A 15,953-nucleotide genomic window follows, 5' to 3' on the forward strand; every position below is an offset into this window, starting at 1 on the left:
CCCATGAAAGAGCACTCCTGGCGCGAGGCATGGATTGCCTACAAGTCTCCCGCCAGCCTCGCGCTTTTGCTGCTGGGATTCGCCGCCGGCCTGCCGTACATGCTGGTGCTCTCCACCCTCTCGGTGTGGTTGCGTGAAGCGGGTGTCGGTCGGGAAACCATCGGATTCGCCAGCTGGATCGGGCTGGTCTACGCGTTCAAATGGGTCTGGTCGCCGATGCTCGACCAGTGGCGCCTGCCCTTCATCGGGCGCCTGGGTCGCCGCCGCTCCTGGCTGCTGTTCTCCCAGGGACTGATCGCCATCGGCCTGCTCGGCATGACCCTGTGCAACCCGCAGTCGCACCTGAACTGGCTGATTGCCCTGGCGATGGTGGTGGCATTCGCCTCGGCCACCCAGGACATCGCCATCGACGCCTATCGCCTGGAAATCGCCGAAAACACCCGTCAGGCCGCATTGGCCGCGTGCTACATGACCGGCTACCGGGTCGCGGTACTGTTCGCCACCGCCGGCGTGCTGTTCCTCGCCGAATGGGCCGGCTCCAGTGCCCTGCACTACAGCCAGTCGGCCTGGGCGCTGACCTACGCCGTGTGCTCGCTGGCGATCCTGCCCGGCCTGCTTACCACGCTGCTGATGAAAGAGCCGCCAGTGAACGTGCAACCGCAGGCGGGCAGCTCGGCCTTTGCCTTCAACCACCAGTTGCTCTCGGTGCTGACCCTGCTGGTGCTGCTGATCTCGGTGCCGGCCATGCTCACCGCCCTGACCGCCCAGGCCTGGCCGCGTGCGGCGCTGTACGCGATTTTCATCGGCATCTGCATGACACCCCATGGCCGCCGGCAGATCCGCCCGGTTCGCGAACTGCTGTCGAAAGTGCGCCGCCCGCTGCTGCTGGCCGTGCACGGACGCGGCCTGCCGCAATTCGACTTCGTCCACCAGGCTGTCTCGGTGATCGTGCTGATCATCCTGCTGGTCACCGGCACCGCCTTCATCAACATGACCGAAGCCGGCAAATGGTGGCTCGCCATCCTTTACCTGCTGATCGCCCTGAGCTGCATCTCCGCGCCCGGCCGCCTGCTGATGGCGCCGGTGCTGACGCCCATTACCGAGTTCGTCCGCCGCTACCGCTGGCAGGCCCTGCTGCTGCTCGGGCTGATCTCCACCTATCGCATGTCCGACACCGTCATGGGCACCATGGCCAGCGTGTTCTACATCGACATGGGCTTCTCCAAGGACACGATCGCCACCGTCAGCAAGCTGTTCGGCGTGGTGATGACCCTGGTGGGCGCTGCGGCCGGCGGCGTGCTGATTGCCCGCTTCAGCATCCTGCCGATCCTCTTCATCGGCGGCGCAGCCTCGGCGGCAACCAACCTGTTGTTCGCCTTCCTGGCGCAGATGGGCGCGATCGACGATCCGCACCTGATGGGACAGAACGTCTTTGCCCTGCTCAAGGTGCTGGAGCCCCACGTCACCATGCTGGTGGTGACCATCATGCTCGACAACTTCAGCGGCGGCCTGGCGACCTCGGCCTTCGTCGCCTACCTGTCGAGCCTGACCAACCTGAAGTTCTCGGCGACCCAGTACGCCATGCTCAGCTCCACCATGCTGCTGTTGCCGCGCTTCATCGGCGGCTATTCCGGCACCATGGTCGAGGGCATGGGTTACGAGCGGTTCTTCTTCTTCACCGCCCTGCTCGGCGTGCCGACGCTGCTGCTGATCGGCTGGCTGTGGCTGCGCCGCAACAACGACTTGACCAACGGCGCCGCCGAGGCCGCCGCAGAAGCGCCAGCGCAACAACCCAGCGCCGAACGGCACTGATCCTGGCTCATGCGACAACGCCCATGAAAAAGGCCGGCAAATGCCGGCCTTTTTCATTCCTGCGGGCGGGATCAGTCCGCCAGGACGGCGTCCTCTTCACCCTTGACCACCCGCACCACCTTGTTCGGCGCCAGGTCGATGCCGTCGTCGCGCAGGCGCTGGCGCACCTGTTCGTTGAGCATGAAGGTGACGGCCCAGTAGTCGGAATTGGCAGTCCACAGGCGCAGCGAGAGGGTCACCGAGTTCTCGCCCAGGCCCGCGACCACCACCACCGGCGCCGGCGACTTGAGCACGCGCGAATCCTCGGCCAGTTCCTTGAGAATGGCGCGGGCGCCTTCCAGGTCGGCGTCGAAGGCCAGCTTCACGTCGAAGGTTACCTGGCGGGTGGTCTGGGTCGAGGTGTTGGTGATGATGCCATTGGACAGCGCGCCGTTGGGCACGATGACGGTGCGGTTGTCACCGGTACGCAGCACGGTGTGGAAGATCATGATGTTGTCCACGGTGCCGGAAACGCCCTGGGCTTCGATCCAGTCACCGATCTTGAACGGGCGGAACAGCAGGATCAGCACGCCGCCGGCGAAGTTCGACAGGCTGCCCTGCAGCGCCAGGCCGATGGCCAGGCCGGCGGCACCGATGGCGGCGACGAAGCTGGTGGTCTGGATGCCGATCATCGACGCCACGCTGACCATCAGCAGGATCTTCAGGATGATGTTCACCATGCTGCCGATGAAGCCCTGCAGCGTTTTGTCCACATGTTTCGTGGACAACAACCCGCCCACGCGCCGGGTAAACAGGTTGATCACCCACCAACCGACCAGCAGGGTCAGCAATGCCAGCACGGCATTGCCCAGGTAGGTCAGGGCTATCGGAGTCCACGCCTCCGCGCCGTTCATGATCTGCTCGTAATTCATATCCATGGATGCAGGCCCCTTGTCTATTGCCATTCCAAAAACAAAACCGCCATGGCAAGCCATGGCGGTCGGGAGTTCGCCGAGCGACTCTATTACTGCGACGTCGCTCGGGCGCTGAGGTTCCGCAGCTCTTACAAAGCAGCGTGCCTCAGTCGCGGAAGTTGTTGAACTGCAGCGGCATGCCCAGGGACTCCCCGCGCAGCAGCGCGATGGCTTCCTGCAGGTCGTCGCGCTTCTTGCCGGTGACACGTACCTGCTCACCCTGGATGGCGGCCTGCACCTTGAGCTTCTTGTCCTTGATCAGGGCAACGATCTTCTTCGCCAGGTCCTTGTCGATGCCCTCGCGGAAGGTCACTTCCTGCTTGACCACCTTGCCCGACGGGAAGGGGTCCTTGGTCTCGATGCACTGCACATCGATCTTGCGCTTGACCAGGCTGGAGCGAAGAATATCGAGCATCTGCTCGAGCATGAAATCCGCCTCGGCGGTCAAGGTGACGGACTTGTCCTTGGTTTCAAAGCTGCACTTGCCCTTCAGGTCGAAACGGCGGTCCAGTTCCTTGGCAGCATTATCCAGGGCGTTGGTCAGTTCGTGTTTGTCCAGTTCGGACACCACGTCGAACGAAGGCATGACATCTCTCCAGATGGACGGCGCGATACGGTTCACAGTCAGCATCGAGCCTGGCTTGACGATAAAAATGCGCGGTCATTATAACTGACAGACAAGACCGCGCCCGGCCTCTGACGTCGAGACTCGGCATTTCCCACCTGTTTGCGAGACATTCCTTTCCATGCCAACCAACCATCTCAGCATCCTGGTGGTCGACGATGCCAAGTTCTCCAGCGCCATGATCGGCCGTGCGCTGAGCCAGGCCGGCTACCAGAACGTACGCTTCGCCAGCAGTGCGAGCGAAGCGCTCGACCTGCTGGAAAAGGAGCCGGTGAGCGTGCTCCTCGCCGACTGGCTGATGCCCGAGATGGACGGCCTGGAGCTCACCGCCCGGGTACGCCAGCTCGACGAGAGCGGCGACCACTACACCTACATCATCCTGCTCACCGGCAAGGAAGGCGACAACGCCCTGGCCGAAGCCTTCGACCGCGGCGTGGACGACTTCGTCAGCAAGTCGGCGATGAACGAGCAACTGGTGCCCCGCGTGCTGGCCGCCGACCGCCTGAGCAACACCCTGCAGCGCCTGCTGATGGAAAACCGCTTGCTCACCGAGAACATCACCAGCCTGGAAGAGCGCAACCTGGTCGACAGCGCCACCGGCCTGGGCAACCAGCGTTACCTCAAGCAGAAGCTGGCCGATAGCATCCGCCAGGTGGAATCCCGTGGCGGCGCGGTGTGCTACATGCTCATTGGCCTGCCGGAGCTCGCCGAACTGGGGCACAAGCACGGCCAGTCGTTCCAGAACGAGCTGCTCCACGGCGTCGCCCGCCGCCTGCAGCAACTGGTACGGCCGCTGGACGTGCTGGCACGTATCGACGACCAGCACTTCGCCCTGATCACCCTGCTTGAAGACCTGCAGGAATGCTCCCCCAGCAGCTTCCGCCGCCTGCATGAAGGCCTGAACCTCAAGGCATTCAAGACCAGCGAAGGCTTCATCAGCCTCAAGGCCGGCATCAGCCTGGTAGGCCTGGACGCCAAGGCGTTGCCCCTGGAAGTCGAGCAACTGATGCAGCAAGGCCGCGCGCTGCTGCCCGACGCCTTCGCCAGCGGACGAATCAATGCCAGCCGCCTGACCGGCCTGCGCTAAACTTCGCGGTACGCCCCCGAACCCGCGAAGTCCTTCCCATGTCCTGGACCATCCTCGGCGCCGGCAGCCTCGGTTGCCTGTGGGCCGCCCGCCTGTCCCGCGCCGGCCTGCCGGTGCGCCTGCTGCTGCGCGACCGCCAGCGCCTGAACGCCTACCGTGCCCTGGGCGGCGTCACGCTGGTCGAAGACGGCCGCGAGAGCCTCTACCCGATCCCGGCGGAGACCGCCGCGCAGGGTGCACCGATCCAGCGCCTGCTGCTCGCCTGCAAGGCCTATGACGCCGAATCCGCCGCCGCCAGTGTGGCCGCGCGCCTGGCCCCTGGTGCGCAGCTGATCCTGCTGCAGAACGGCCTCGGCAGCCAGCAGGCGGTCAGCGCCCACCTACCGCGCGCGCGCTGCCTGTACGCCTCCAGCACCGAAGGTGCATTCCGCGAAGCCGACTTCCGCGTAGTGTTCGCCGGCATTGGCCAGACCTGGCTCGGCGACGAGCAAGGCGGCCCCGCTCCGGGCTGGTTGGCCGAACTGGGGCAGGCCGGGATCCCGGCCCAGTGGAGCGAAAACATACTCGAGCGCCTGTGGCGCAAGCTCGCCCTGAATTGCGCGATCAACCCACTCACGGTGCTGCACCAATGCCGCAACGGCGAGCTGGCCCAGCATCCCGACGAGGTCGCCGGACTCTGCGATGAGCTGGGCCAGTTGCTCGATGCCGCCGGCTACTCCGCTGCCGCCCGGGAGCTGCAGGGTGATGTGGAGCGTGTGATTGTCGCCACCGCGGCGAACTTCTCCTCCATGTACCAGGACGTCGCCAAGGGCCGGCGCAGCGAGATCGCCTACCTGCTCGGCCACGCCTGCCGCGAGGGTGATCGCCTGCATCTGGCACTGCCGCGGCTACGCGCCCTGCACCAGCACCTGCGGGCCTGGCTGGTGGCGCGCGGATTGCCCGACAACTGATGGCGGGCTACCCTGCCCGCCTCTTCGATTTTCTCTGTTTGACGCGCCCATGCCTTCACCCATGAACCTGCGCCAGCGCCTGGAAGACCTGCCGGTCGGCCAGAAAATCCTCGCCGCCCTGCTGGTGCTGCTGGCGACCGTGATGCTGGTGGCCAACCTCGCCTTCATCAGCGCGGCCTACTGGATATCCCAGGACAGCGTTGCGCCCCAGGCTCTGCAGACCATCGGCCGGCTGATCGCCAACCCGGCGCTCAGCGAGCCGGCATTGTCCTCGCCGATCCAGGCCCAGGTCCTGCTGCGCCAGCTGGACGACTACCAGCCGCTGCGCGCCGCGGCGCTGTATGACAGCAATGGCGAGCGCATTGCGCAGACGCCGAGCAACGGCCCGATTGCCCTGCCCGAGCGCCTCGATCACCTGGAGCGCTGGCGCCAGCACGAATACCGCCTCAACGCGCTGTTCGAACTGCCGCAAGCCGGACGCAACAGCGGCTACCTATTGCTGGTGGCGAGCAGCGAACTGCCCGGCGCCTTCTACACCGGCACTTTGACTGCCAGCCTGGTAATCCTCGCCGTCTCGGTGCTGCTCTGGCTGCTCATCGCTCAGCAGATCCGCCGCCTGATCACCCGGCCGATCCGCAGCCTGGAAGAACTCTCGCGGCAGGTCACCCGCGAGGAGAACTACGCCCTGCGCGCCGAGCGCGGCAACGCCGACGAGATCGGCCGCCTGGCCGACGCCTTCAACACCATGCTGACCCGCATCGAGGCCCGCGAGCAGCAGCTCAAGCGCGCCCGCGACGACGCCCAGGAGGCCGTGGAGCAGGCTCAGTCGCTGGCCGAGGAAACCCGCCGCTCGAACCGCAAGCTGGAACTGGAAGTCCAGGTGCGCAGCAAGATCGAGAAGAAGCTCACCGGCTTCCAGCACTACCTCAACAGCATCATCGACTCCATGCCCTCGGCGCTGATCGCGGTGGATGAGCAGCTCTACGTCACCCAGTGGAACCAGGAGGCCAGCCAGCTTTCCGGCACCAGCCTGGATGATGCGGTGAACCAGCCGGTGTTCCTCGCCTTCCCCTCGCTCAAACCCTTCCTGCCGCAGCTCACCCGCGCCGCCGAGCAGCACAAGGTCGAGCGCGTCGAGCGCGTCACTTGGGCCCTCACCGACGCCCCGCGTCACTATGCCCTGACCTTCTACCCGCTGATGGGCGGCACCGGCCGCGGCGCGGTGATTCGTATCGACGACATCACCGACCGCTTAGGAATGGAGGAGATGATGGTGCAGTCGGAGAAAATGCTTTCCGTCGGCGGCCTCGCCGCCGGCATGGCCCACGAGATCAACAACCCGCTGGGCGCCATCCTGCACAACGTGCAGAACATCCGCCGGCGCCTGTCGCCGGAACTGCCGAAGAACCTGGAAGTGGCCGGTGAAGTGGGCGTGCGCCTGGACGACCTCAACCACTACCTGGAAGCGCGGGAGATTCCCAAGCTGATGGATGGCATCCAGTACGCCGGCTCCCGCGCCGCGAAAATCGTCACCCACATGCTTTCCTTCAGCCGCCGCAGCCACCGCCAGATGGCCGCCTGCGAGCTGCCGGCGCTGCTGGGCCAGGCTGTGGAGATTGCCGGCAACGATTTCGACCTCACCGGCGGCTTCGACTTCAAGTCGCTGGAGATAGTCCACGAGTACGACCCACGCCTGGGGCCGGTTCCGGTCATCGCCAATGAGATCGAACAGGTCCTGCTCAACCTGTTGAAGAACGGCGCCCAGGCCATCCACTTGCGCGACGATGAAGAGGAAGGCGAGTACGGCCGCATCACCCTGCGCACCCGGCTCAATCCACCGTGGGCGGAAATCCACGTGGAGGACAATGGCTGCGGTATGCCGGAGAACGTGCGCAAGCGCATCTTCGAGCCGTTCTTTACCACCAAGGAGGTCGGACAGGGCACGGGGCTGGGCCTGTCGGTCTCGTACTTCATCGTCACCAACAACCACAAGGGGCAGATGGAGGTGCAGTCCGAGCTGGGTGTGGGCACCTGCTTCACCATCCGTCTGCCACTGGCCGCCGAGATTTCCCCGCCGCTGCCGCTATTGGCGCGCGACGACAAGGAGCATTGAGCCATGGGCAATCGCCTGTCGAAGATCTACACCCGTACCGGCGATGCCGGAGAAACCGGCCTCGCCGACGGTCGCCGCGTGCCAAAGCATCACCCGCGCGTGGAAGCCATGGGCGCCGTGGACGAGTTGAACAGCCACCTCGGCCTGCTGCTGGCCGGACTGCACGAAGCGCGCAGCAGTGCGCTGGAAGAGGTGATCGGCGTATTGGCGCCGATCCAGCATCGGTTGTTCGACCTCGGTGGCGAGTTGGCGATGCCGGAATACCGTGCGCTGAACGATGCCGAAGTGGAACGCCTGGAAACAGTGATCGACCGCTGGAACGAAGAGCTCGGGCCGCTGAAGAACTTCATCCTGCCCGGCGGTTCGCGCCTGGTCGCCCTCGCCCACCTGTGCCGTGCCCAGGCGCGCAATGCCGAGCGTCGCTGCCAGCAGCTCAACGCCGAGGAGCCGCTGGAAGGTACGGGGCTGCGCTACCTGAACCGACTATCCGACCTGCTGTTCGTCGCCGCGCGCTTCATTGCCCGCCGCCAGGGTGTCGAAGAGATTCTCTGGCAGGCCGCTGAAAAGCCCGCCTGAGCCCCCCATCCTCCAATCCGGCACCGAGAGGTGCCGAACCTGTAGGAGCGAGCTTGCTCGCGAATCGCCCAAGCACCTTAGCCCGGCCTGTTCGCGAGCAAGGGCTAGGCGCCCCCTCGGTCCTACGAAGATCCTTCAGCTCGACGGTTGATCGGCCTTCGGCCAGAACGCGCGAATCCCCGCCACGCCCTGGGCTCCGGCCTGCCAGGCACGTTCCAGGTCCTGCGGACCGACGCCGCCGAGCAGGAACACCGGCTGGTTGAAGCCATCGATCAGCTCCGCTGCCGTTTCCCAACCCAGCGCAGGCTCGCCCGGATGGCTCTCGGTGGGCTGCACCGGCGACAGGGTGACGAAATCCACGCCCATGCGGGTAGCCAGTTCCAGTTCCTCGGCGCTGTGGCAGGAAGCCGCAAGCAGGCGCTCACGCGGGAACGGCCTACCATTGGGGGCATATTTGCGCAGTTGCTCGGCGGTCAGGTGCCAGCCGGCTGCCGGGAAGTCCCCCAGCCACTCCAGCGGCCCCTTGAGCATCAACTGCGCCTTGCCAGCGCACAGGCCCTGCACATCCACCGCGAGGTCACGGTACTCGGGGCTGTACATGTTCGGCGCACGCAGCTGGATCAGGCGGATACCGCTAGCGACAGCGGCGCGCACGCCCTGCACCAACTGGGGAATTTCCAGGCCGTCGGGGGTGATCAGGTAACGATCGGGCAGGCGCGCGGCCTGCACGATGGGCTCGTTGGCGGCAGGAAACTCATAATCCGGCAGATCGCGCGGAGCGACCCAGGCCAGCGGCTGGCCCTCGGCACCGTGGGGCGCGCCGGAGAATGCGGAGACCTCCCAGACATCCAGCAGCACGTGCTTGTCACTGTAGTCGTGCTGTACACGGATCAGCGGGCGCGCCTGTTCGACATCGATGCCCAGCTCTTCCTTCAGCTCGCGAGCGAGGGCAGCCTGAACGGCCTCGCCCTCCTCCACCTTGCCACCGGGAAACTCCCAGAGGCCGCCCTGGTGCTTGTCGTCCGGACGGCGGGCGATCAACACCCGGCCATCGAGTCCGCGAATCACGGCGGCGGCGACATGTACTCGTTTCACAGTGCTACTCCTCAATCCGATTCAGGCAGGGCCCGCGCAGAGGGACATTCTACCGTCATTGACCGGCGGCATCAGGCACGTTCGACCATCGCCGCGTCGAGCCAGGGACGGAAGGCTGGCCAGGCGTAGATCGCATCGACGTAGTTCTGCGCGTCCATCGGCAACGTCACACAGTAGCTGCGCAGGCGCGTGGCTACCGGCGCGTAGAAGGCATCGGCGATGCTGGCATGGCCGAACAGGAACGGGCCGTCCTGGCCGAACTGCCGGCGGCACAGCGCCCAGAGCTCGACGATGCGGGCGATATCCGCCGTCACGGCTTCAGGTATCTCGGCCAAGGGCTGGTTGCGCTGGAGGTCCATGGGCATGTTCGAGCGCAGCGCCATGAAGCCGCTGTGCATTTCGGCGCAGACCGTACGTGCCAGGGCGCGGGCCGCTTCGCCACGGGGCCAGAGGTGGGCTTCGGGGAAACGTTCGGCGAGGTATTCGGCGATCGACAGGGAATCCCAGATCAACCCGTGCTCGCACTTGAGCGCCGGCACCTTGCCGCTGGGCGAATGCTCGCGGATGCGCCGCGCGGTGTCCTGGCCACCCAGGGGAATGAGGATTTCCTCGAACTCGGCGCCGGTGAGCTGCATGGCCAGCCAGCCGCGCAGAGACCAGGAGGAGACGTTCTTGCTGCCGATGATCAGGGTGAGGGACATGGACGCGATGCTCCTGGAGGTCAATCAGGAGACCTTAGAGTGCGACAGCCATGAAAACAAATTCCCGATTTTCATCGACTCATGAAAATCGGGAATGCGAAGGGAGCGGCTGCAAGCTTCAGGCTTCAGGCTTCAGGCGAAGACCAGCGCGCTCTTGCCTGCAGCTTGCAGCCTGGAGCCACCGTCAGGTCCGATATTCCGCGTTGATCTTCACGTACTCGTGGGACAGGTCGGTGGTCCAGATGGTCTCGCTGCAGGTGCCACGGCCAAGATCGATGCGGATGGTGATCTCCTCCTGGGCCATGACCCTGGCGCCCTGGTCCTCGGTGTAGCTGGCGGCACGGCCGCCACGGCTGGCGATGGCGACATCGTCCAGGTACACGTCGATCAGGCTGACATCCAAGTCCGGCACGCCGGCACGGCCGACGGCGGCGAGGATGCGCCCCCAGTTCGGGTCGGACGCGAACAGCGCGGTCTTGATCAGCGGCGAGTGGGACACGGCATAGCCAACGTCCAGGCACTCCTGGTGGGTTGCGCCGCCATTTACCTGCACGGTGACGAACTTGGTGGCGCCTTCGCCATCGCGGACGATGGCTTGTGCCAGCTCCATGGAAACTTCCAGCACGGCCTGCTTCAGCGCGGCGAACAGCGCGCCAGTGGCGGCAGTGATCTCCGGCAGTGCAGCCTGGCCGGTGGCGACCAGCATGCAGCAGTCGTTGGTGGAGGTGTCGCCATCGATGGTGATGCGGTTGAACGACTTGTTCGATGCATCGCGCAGCAGGTCCTGCAACACGCCCTGGGCAACCTTGGCGTCGGTGGCAATGTAGCCGAGCATGGTCGCCATGTTCGGCTTGATCATGCCGGCGCCCTTGCTGATGCCGGTGACGGTGATGGTCACGCCGTCGTGCTCGAACTGGCGGCTGGCGCCCTTGGGCAGGGTGTCGGTGGTCATGATGCCGGCAGCGGCGTCGGCCCAGTTATCCACAGAGAGGTTGGCCAGTGCGGCGGGCAGCGCGGCTTCGATCTTCTCGACCGGCAGCGGCTCGCCGATCACGCCGGTGGAGTACGGCAGCACGGCGTTTTCCGGCACGCCAGCCAGCTCGGCCAGCTTGGCGCAGGTGCGGGTGGCGTTGGCCAGGCCCGACTCGCCGGTACCGGCGTTGGCATTGCCGGTGTTGGTCAGCAGATAGCGCACCGGGCCGAGGAAGCGCTTGCGCGCCAGGATCACCGGGGCGGCACAGAAAGCATTGGTAGTGAACACACCCGCTACGGTAGAGCCTTCGGCACAACGCATCACCACGATGTCCTTGCGGCCGGGTCGCTTGATGCCGGCGGAGGCGATGCCGAGTTCGAAACCGGGGACCGGGTGCAGGGTGGACATGGGGCCGAGACCAACAGCCATGTGGCGCGCTCCTATCTAGTCAGTGAATCTACGAATCAGCGATTCAGATGAGAAAAACGCCGCGAGCGGCAGGGCCGGTCGCGGCGTTGGTATCAAGGTCGGGGAGGTTATTCCACCTGACCGTGGCAGTGCTTGTACTTCTTGCCCGAACCACAGGGGCACGGCTCGTTGCGGCCGATCTTCGGTTCGTTGCGGATGGGCTCCATCGGCACCACATTGTCAGCCGGCACTTCACCGTCTTCTTCCGGCTCGCTGGTGACCTGGTCCATGGACGGCGCGGCGGCATGCTGGAACTGCATGCGCTTGGCCATTTCCTCGGCCTCGCGGCGCAGGCGTGCCTCTTCCTCGGCCGGGTCTTCGCGGCGAACCTGAACGAAGGACAGGACGCGGATGGTATCCCGCTTGATGGAGTTCAGCAGTTCCTGGAACAGGTTGAAGGACTCGCGCTTGTATTCCTGTTTCGGGTTCTTCTGCGCGTAGCCACGCAGGTGGATACCGTGGCGCAGGTGATCCATGGTGGACAGGTGGTCCTTCCACAGGTCGTCCAGCACGCGCAGCAGCATCTGCTTCTCGAAGGTACGCAGGGCCTCGGCGCCCGCCATGTCTTCCTTCTCGTTGTAGGCTGCGACCAGCTCGGTGAGGATCTTCTCGCGCAGGGTTTCTTCGTAGAGCTTCTCGTCCTCGTCCAGCCACTGCTGGATCGGCAGCTTGAGGCCGAAATCGCTGTACAGCGCAGCTTCCAGGCCAGCCACATCCCACTGCTCGGGCAGCGACTGCGGCGGAATGTGTTCGCTGACGGTGTTGTTCAGGGTCTCTTCGCGGAACTCGATGATGGTCTCGCCAATGTTGTCGGCCGCGAGCAGGGTGTTGCGCATGTGGTAGATCACCTTGCGCTGCTCGTTGGCGACGTCGTCGAACTCCAGCAATTGCTTACGGATATCGAAGTTGCGGCCTTCGACCTTGCGCTGGGCCTTTTCGATGGCGTTGGTCACCATGCGGTGCTCGATCGCCTCGCCCGGCTGCATGCCCAGGGCCTTCATGAAGTTCTTCACCCGGTCGGAGGCGAAGATGCGCATCAGGTGGTCTTCCAGCGACAGGTAGAAACGGCTGGAACCCGGGTCGCCCTGGCGACCGGCACGGCCGCGCAGCTGGTTGTCGATACGGCGGGATTCGTGACGTTCGGAGGCGATCACATGCAGGCCGCCCGACTCGATGACCTGCTGGTGGCGCTTCTGCCAGTCGGCCTTGATCTGCGCGACCTGCTCGTCGGTTGGGTTCTCCAGCGCGGCGACTTCCACTTCCCAGTTGCCGCCCAGCAGGATGTCGGTACCACGACCGGCCATGTTGGTGGCGATGGTGACCGAACCCGGACGACCGGCCTGGGCGATGATCTCGGCTTCCTTCTCGTGGTACTTGGCGTTCAGTACCTTGTGCTCGATGCCGGCGTTCTGCAGCAGTTGCGAGACGTACTCGGAGGTCTCGACCGAGGCGGTACCCACGAGGATCGGACGGCCCAGCGCCTGGCACTGTTGCACGTCGGTGATGATGGCAGCGTACTTCTCGTCCTGGGTCAGGTAGACCAGGTCGTTGAAGTCCTTACGGGCGACCGGACGGTGGGTCGGGATCACCACCACGTCCAGGCCGTAGGTCTGGCGGAACTCGAAGGCCTCGGTGTCGGCGGTACCGGTCATGCCGGCCAGCTTGGTGTAGAGGCGGAAGTAGTTCTGGAAGGTGGTCGAGGCCAGGGTCTGGCTCTCGGCCTGGATCGGCAGGTTTTCCTTCGCCTCGATGGCCTGGTGCAGGCCCTCGGAGAGGCGGCGGCCCGGCATGGTACGGCCGGTGTGCTCGTCGATCAGCAGGACCTGGTCGCCCTGGACGATGTATTCCACGTTGCGGTGGAACAGGGTGTGGGCGCGCAGCGCAGCATAGACGTGAGTCAGCAGGCTGAGGTTGTGCGCCGAGTAGAGGCTCTCGCCCTCGGCCAGCAGGCCGTTCTGGGTCAGCAGCTCTTCGACGTAGGCATGGCCCTGTTCGTTGAGTTCGACCTGGCGGGTCTTCTCGTCGATGCTGTAGTGGCCCTGCTGGGTCACCTGGCCTTCGACTTCCTCGACGTGGCGCTTCAGGCGCGGGATCAGCTTGTTGATCTTGATGTACAGCTCGGAGCTGTCTTCGGCCTGGCCGGAGATGATCAGCGGAGTCCGCGCCTCGTCGATGAGGATGGAGTCCACTTCGTCGACTACGGCGAAGTTCAGCTCGCGCTGGAACTTGTCTTCCAGGCTGAACGCCATGTTGTCGCGCAGATAGTCGAAGCCGAATTCGTTGTTGGTGCCGTAGGTGATGTCGGAGGCGTAAGCAGCACGCTTCTCTTCCGGCGGCTGGAACGGGCTGACGATACCGACGGTCAGGCCGAGGAATTCATACAGCGGACGCATCCAGTTGGCGTCGCGGCGGGCCAGGTAGTCGTTCACGGTCACCACGTGCACGCCTTTGCCAGCCAGGGCGTTCAGGTAGACGGCCAGGGTACCCACGAGGGTCTTGCCCTCACCGGTACGCATCTCGGCGATCTTGCCTTCGTGCAGAGTCATGCCGCCGATCAACTGGACGTCGAAGTGACGCATGCCCATCACGCGCTTGCCGGCCTCACGGGCGACGGCGAAGGCTTCCGGAAGAATCTGGTCGAGAGTCTCGCCCTTGGCGACGCGTGCCTTGAACTCTTCGGTCTTGGCCTTCAGTTGCTCGTCGGAAAGCGGGACCATCTGGGGCTCGAGTGCATTGATGGCCTGAACCTGCTTGGCCATGCGCTTCACTTCGCGCTCGTTCTTGCTTCCAAAGAGTTTTTTCAACAAAGGCGCAAACATATCGACTGGGTCATCCGAACTGGAGAATTGGAGGGCTGCCCGACTGGCTGGCCGCGGCGCGGAACGGCAATGAAGCGGGCATTCTACCCGGAAACTTCCGGGAAAAAAGTGCCGAAGTCATCCTCCGAAGCTTCGCATTCTGCGAGCGCCGGAGCAATGCATGGGCCGACAACTTTGAATCCGAGTGGGTGATATGGTGACGCACGGGAGGAACTTCAAGGGCCGACGGTGGCATCTGGCCCAGACAGCATCTGTTACCATCCTTCTTCATTCATTCCCGGTTGCTCTTCATGGCCTTCCGCCCCCTGCCCGCCAAGGCGATGACCAAGCTGCTGCGCGAAGCCAGGCCGCTGCAGTCGCTGTTCGCCGAGGCGCAACGCCTCTCGCGCCTGCAGGAATTGCTCGACTCGCAACTGCAGCCCGCCGCGCGCCCCTATTGCCGCGTCGCCTCCTGGCGTGAAGGCAGCCTGCTGCTGGTCGTCACCGACGGACACTGGGCCACACGCCTGCGCTACCAGCAGAACCGCCTGCTGCGGCAACTGGCTGCATTCGAGGAGTTCCGGGGGCTGGCGCGCATCCTGTTCAAGGTGCAGCCGACAACGCAAGCACCGGTGCGGGTAAACACCAACCGGATCAGCGAATCCGCCTCCGCCACCCTCCATGAAGCCGCCGAAGGCATCAGCAATCCGCAACTCAAGGCCGCCCTCGAGCGCCTCGCCAGCCGCCGTAAACCGCCGGAATCGGGCGAGGAATAATCTGCAGGCATAAAAAAAGGCCACCCGAGGGTGGCCTTTGAAGTTGTAGCTGAAAGGAGGAGGTTTCCTTATACGGCCGCGGCGGGTCGCATATAGGAGATCGGCGCGGTCTTGGCGTCCTCGAAGGTCACCACTTCCCAAGCGTCCTTGTCTGCGATGAGGGTACGCAGGAGACGGTTGTTCAGGGCGTGACCGGACTTGTAGCCGATGAACTCGCCGATGAGGCTGTTACCCAGCAGGTACAGGTCACCAATGGCGTCCAGGATCTTGTGCTTGACGAACTCGTCCTCGTAACGAAGACCGTCTTCGTTGAGCACTCGATACTCGTCGACCACGATGGCGTTCTCCACGCTGCCACCCAGAGCCAGGTTCTGCGAACGCAGCATCTCGATGTCGCGCATGAACCCGAAGGTACGGGCGCGGCTGACTTCCTTGACGAAGGAAGTACTGGAGAAATCCACCACGGCTTTCTGGGTGCGACCACGGAAGACCGGGTGATCGAAATCGATCTCGAAGCTCACCTTGAAGCCGTCGAACGGAACGAAGGTAGCGCGCTTGTCGCCCTCTTCCACCGTTACTTCGCGCTTGATGCGGATGAACTTCTTGGCCGCTTCCTGCTCTTGCAGGCCGGCGGACTGGATCAGGAATACAAAGGGACCCGCGCTGCCGTCCATGATCGGTACTTCCGACGCGGACAGCTCGACATAGGCGTTGTCGATACCCAGGCCGGCCATGGCCGAGAGCAGGTGCTCCACGGTATCCACCTTGATGTCACCCTTGATCAGGGTGGTCGACATGGTGGTTTCGCCGACGTTCGAAGCCCGGGCGGGAATTTCCACCACGGGGTCGAGATCGGTCCGGCAGAACACGATGCCAGTATCGACGGGAGCCGGCTTCAGGGTCAGGTAAACCTTTTCCCCGGAGTGCAGGCCGACACCGGTCGCCCGGATGATGTTCTTCAAGGTGCGTTGTCTGATCATGGCTTTGGCCGCTTTCGCGCAAGTTGCGAACTGTTGTCAACAATGG

At 64.4% G+C, this 15,953-nt stretch carries 13 protein-coding genes; 6 read left to right on the forward strand and 7 right to left on the reverse strand.

What is annotated here, in order from left to right; all coding sequences use genetic code 11:
- Positions 1-3 precede the first annotated feature (3 nt).
- Entirely contained in the window at positions 4-1,812 is a 1,809-nt protein-coding gene (locus N5C91_RS17345; protein WP_279830832.1) for an AmpG family muropeptide MFS transporter, read from the forward strand.
- Positions 1,813-1,883: 71 nt separating this feature from the next.
- On the opposite strand, the gene N5C91_RS17350 is transcribed toward N5C91_RS17345, so the two are convergent.
- Complete coding sequence (locus N5C91_RS17350) at positions 1,884-2,729, reverse strand: mechanosensitive ion channel family protein (RefSeq protein WP_236200796.1); 846 nt, start codon at positions 2,727-2,729, stop codon at positions 1,884-1,886.
- Between the two features lie 142 nt (positions 2,730-2,871).
- On the reverse strand, positions 2,872-3,351 hold the full coding sequence (locus N5C91_RS17355; RefSeq protein ID WP_037016362.1) for a YajQ family cyclic di-GMP-binding protein: 480 nt from the start codon (positions 3,349-3,351) through the stop codon (positions 2,872-2,874).
- A gap of 160 nt (positions 3,352-3,511) precedes the next feature.
- Between N5C91_RS17355 and N5C91_RS17360 the strand changes: the two genes are divergently transcribed.
- From N5C91_RS17360 to N5C91_RS17375, 4 genes are all read left to right on the forward strand, one after another.
- Positions 3,512-4,477: a response regulator gene (locus N5C91_RS17360; RefSeq protein ID WP_236174455.1), complete on the forward strand. Its 966-nt coding sequence runs from the start codon at positions 3,512-3,514 to the stop codon at positions 4,475-4,477.
- Between the two features lie 38 nt (positions 4,478-4,515).
- Positions 4,516-5,427, forward strand: a complete 912-nt coding sequence (locus N5C91_RS17365) for a putative 2-dehydropantoate 2-reductase (protein WP_279830839.1) — start codon at positions 4,516-4,518, stop codon at positions 5,425-5,427.
- A 61-nt stretch (positions 5,428-5,488) separates the two neighbouring features.
- Positions 5,489-7,540: an ATP-binding protein gene (locus N5C91_RS17370; RefSeq protein ID WP_236174474.1), complete on the forward strand. Its 2,052-nt coding sequence runs from the start codon at positions 5,489-5,491 to the stop codon at positions 7,538-7,540.
- A gap of 3 nt (positions 7,541-7,543) precedes the next feature.
- Complete coding sequence (locus N5C91_RS17375; protein WP_279830841.1) at positions 7,544-8,116, forward strand: cob(I)yrinic acid a,c-diamide adenosyltransferase; 573 nt, start codon at positions 7,544-7,546, stop codon at positions 8,114-8,116.
- Positions 8,117-8,251: 135 nt separating this feature from the next.
- On the opposite strand, the gene N5C91_RS17380 is transcribed toward N5C91_RS17375, so the two are convergent.
- From N5C91_RS17380 to secA, 4 genes are all read right to left on the reverse strand, one after another.
- The gene (locus N5C91_RS17380; RefSeq protein WP_279830845.1) at positions 8,252-9,211 is read right to left on the reverse strand and encodes a Nudix family hydrolase; all 960 of its coding nucleotides are present in this window, start codon (positions 9,209-9,211) and stop codon (positions 8,252-8,254) included.
- A 71-nt stretch (positions 9,212-9,282) separates the two neighbouring features.
- Positions 9,283-9,912: a glutathione S-transferase family protein gene (locus N5C91_RS17385; RefSeq protein WP_279830846.1), complete on the reverse strand. Its 630-nt coding sequence runs from the start codon at positions 9,910-9,912 to the stop codon at positions 9,283-9,285.
- Between the two features lie 184 nt (positions 9,913-10,096).
- Entirely contained in the window at positions 10,097-11,314 is a 1,218-nt protein-coding gene (argJ, locus tag N5C91_RS17390; RefSeq protein WP_279830847.1) for a bifunctional glutamate N-acetyltransferase/amino-acid acetyltransferase ArgJ, read from the reverse strand.
- Positions 11,315-11,421: 107 nt separating this feature from the next.
- Complete coding sequence (secA, locus tag N5C91_RS17395; protein ID WP_236200801.1) at positions 11,422-14,172, reverse strand: preprotein translocase subunit SecA; 2,751 nt, start codon at positions 14,170-14,172, stop codon at positions 11,422-11,424.
- 290 nt (positions 14,173-14,462) lie between these two features.
- Between secA and N5C91_RS17400 the strand changes: the two genes are divergently transcribed.
- Complete coding sequence (locus tag N5C91_RS17400) at positions 14,463-14,927, forward strand: DUF721 domain-containing protein (RefSeq protein ID WP_236174448.1); 465 nt, start codon at positions 14,463-14,465, stop codon at positions 14,925-14,927.
- A gap of 68 nt (positions 14,928-14,995) precedes the next feature.
- Here N5C91_RS17400 and lpxC read toward each other — a convergent pair whose 3' ends face one another.
- On the reverse strand, positions 14,996-15,907 hold the full coding sequence (gene lpxC, locus N5C91_RS17405) for a UDP-3-O-acyl-N-acetylglucosamine deacetylase (protein WP_184589107.1): 912 nt from the start codon (positions 15,905-15,907) through the stop codon (positions 14,996-14,998).
- Between the last annotated feature and the right edge of the window lie 46 nt (positions 15,908-15,953).

Source organism: Pseudomonas sp. GD03903, from assembly GCF_029840045.1.
In the GTDB taxonomy this organism is placed as follows: domain Bacteria; phylum Pseudomonadota; class Gammaproteobacteria; order Pseudomonadales; family Pseudomonadaceae; genus Pseudomonas; species Pseudomonas pseudonitroreducens.

Excerpts from the sequence above, each read along its gene's own strand:
- N5C91_RS17385 (WP_279830846.1), bottom strand. The coding sequence starts at position 9,912 with ATGTCCCTCACCCTGATCATCGGCAGCAAGAACGTCTCCTCCTGGTCT.
- N5C91_RS17355 (WP_037016362.1), bottom strand. The coding sequence starts at position 3,351 with ATGCCTTCGTTCGACGTGGTGTCCGAACTGGACAAACACGAACTGACC.
- N5C91_RS17400 (WP_236174448.1), top strand. The coding sequence starts at position 14,463 with ATGGCCTTCCGCCCCCTGCCCGCCAAGGCGATGACCAAGCTGCTGCGC.
- N5C91_RS17365 (WP_279830839.1), top strand. The coding sequence starts at position 4,516 with ATGTCCTGGACCATCCTCGGCGCCGGCAGCCTCGGTTGCCTGTGGGCC.
- N5C91_RS17350 (WP_236200796.1), bottom strand. The coding sequence starts at position 2,729 with ATGGATATGAATTACGAGCAGATCATGAACGGCGCGGAGGCGTGGACT.
- N5C91_RS17345 (WP_279830832.1), top strand. The coding sequence starts at position 4 with ATGAAAGAGCACTCCTGGCGCGAGGCATGGATTGCCTACAAGTCTCCC.
- argJ (WP_279830847.1), bottom strand. The coding sequence starts at position 11,314 with ATGGCTGTTGGTCTCGGCCCCATGTCCACCCTGCACCCGGTCCCCGGT.
- N5C91_RS17370 (WP_236174474.1), top strand. The coding sequence starts at position 5,489 with ATGAACCTGCGCCAGCGCCTGGAAGACCTGCCGGTCGGCCAGAAAATC.
- lpxC (WP_184589107.1), bottom strand. The coding sequence starts at position 15,907 with ATGATCAGACAACGCACCTTGAAGAACATCATCCGGGCGACCGGTGTC.
- N5C91_RS17360 (WP_236174455.1), top strand. The coding sequence starts at position 3,512 with ATGCCAACCAACCATCTCAGCATCCTGGTGGTCGACGATGCCAAGTTC.
- secA (WP_236200801.1), bottom strand. The coding sequence starts at position 14,172 with ATGTTTGCGCCTTTGTTGAAAAAACTCTTTGGAAGCAAGAACGAGCGC.
- N5C91_RS17375 (WP_279830841.1), top strand. The coding sequence starts at position 7,544 with ATGGGCAATCGCCTGTCGAAGATCTACACCCGTACCGGCGATGCCGGA.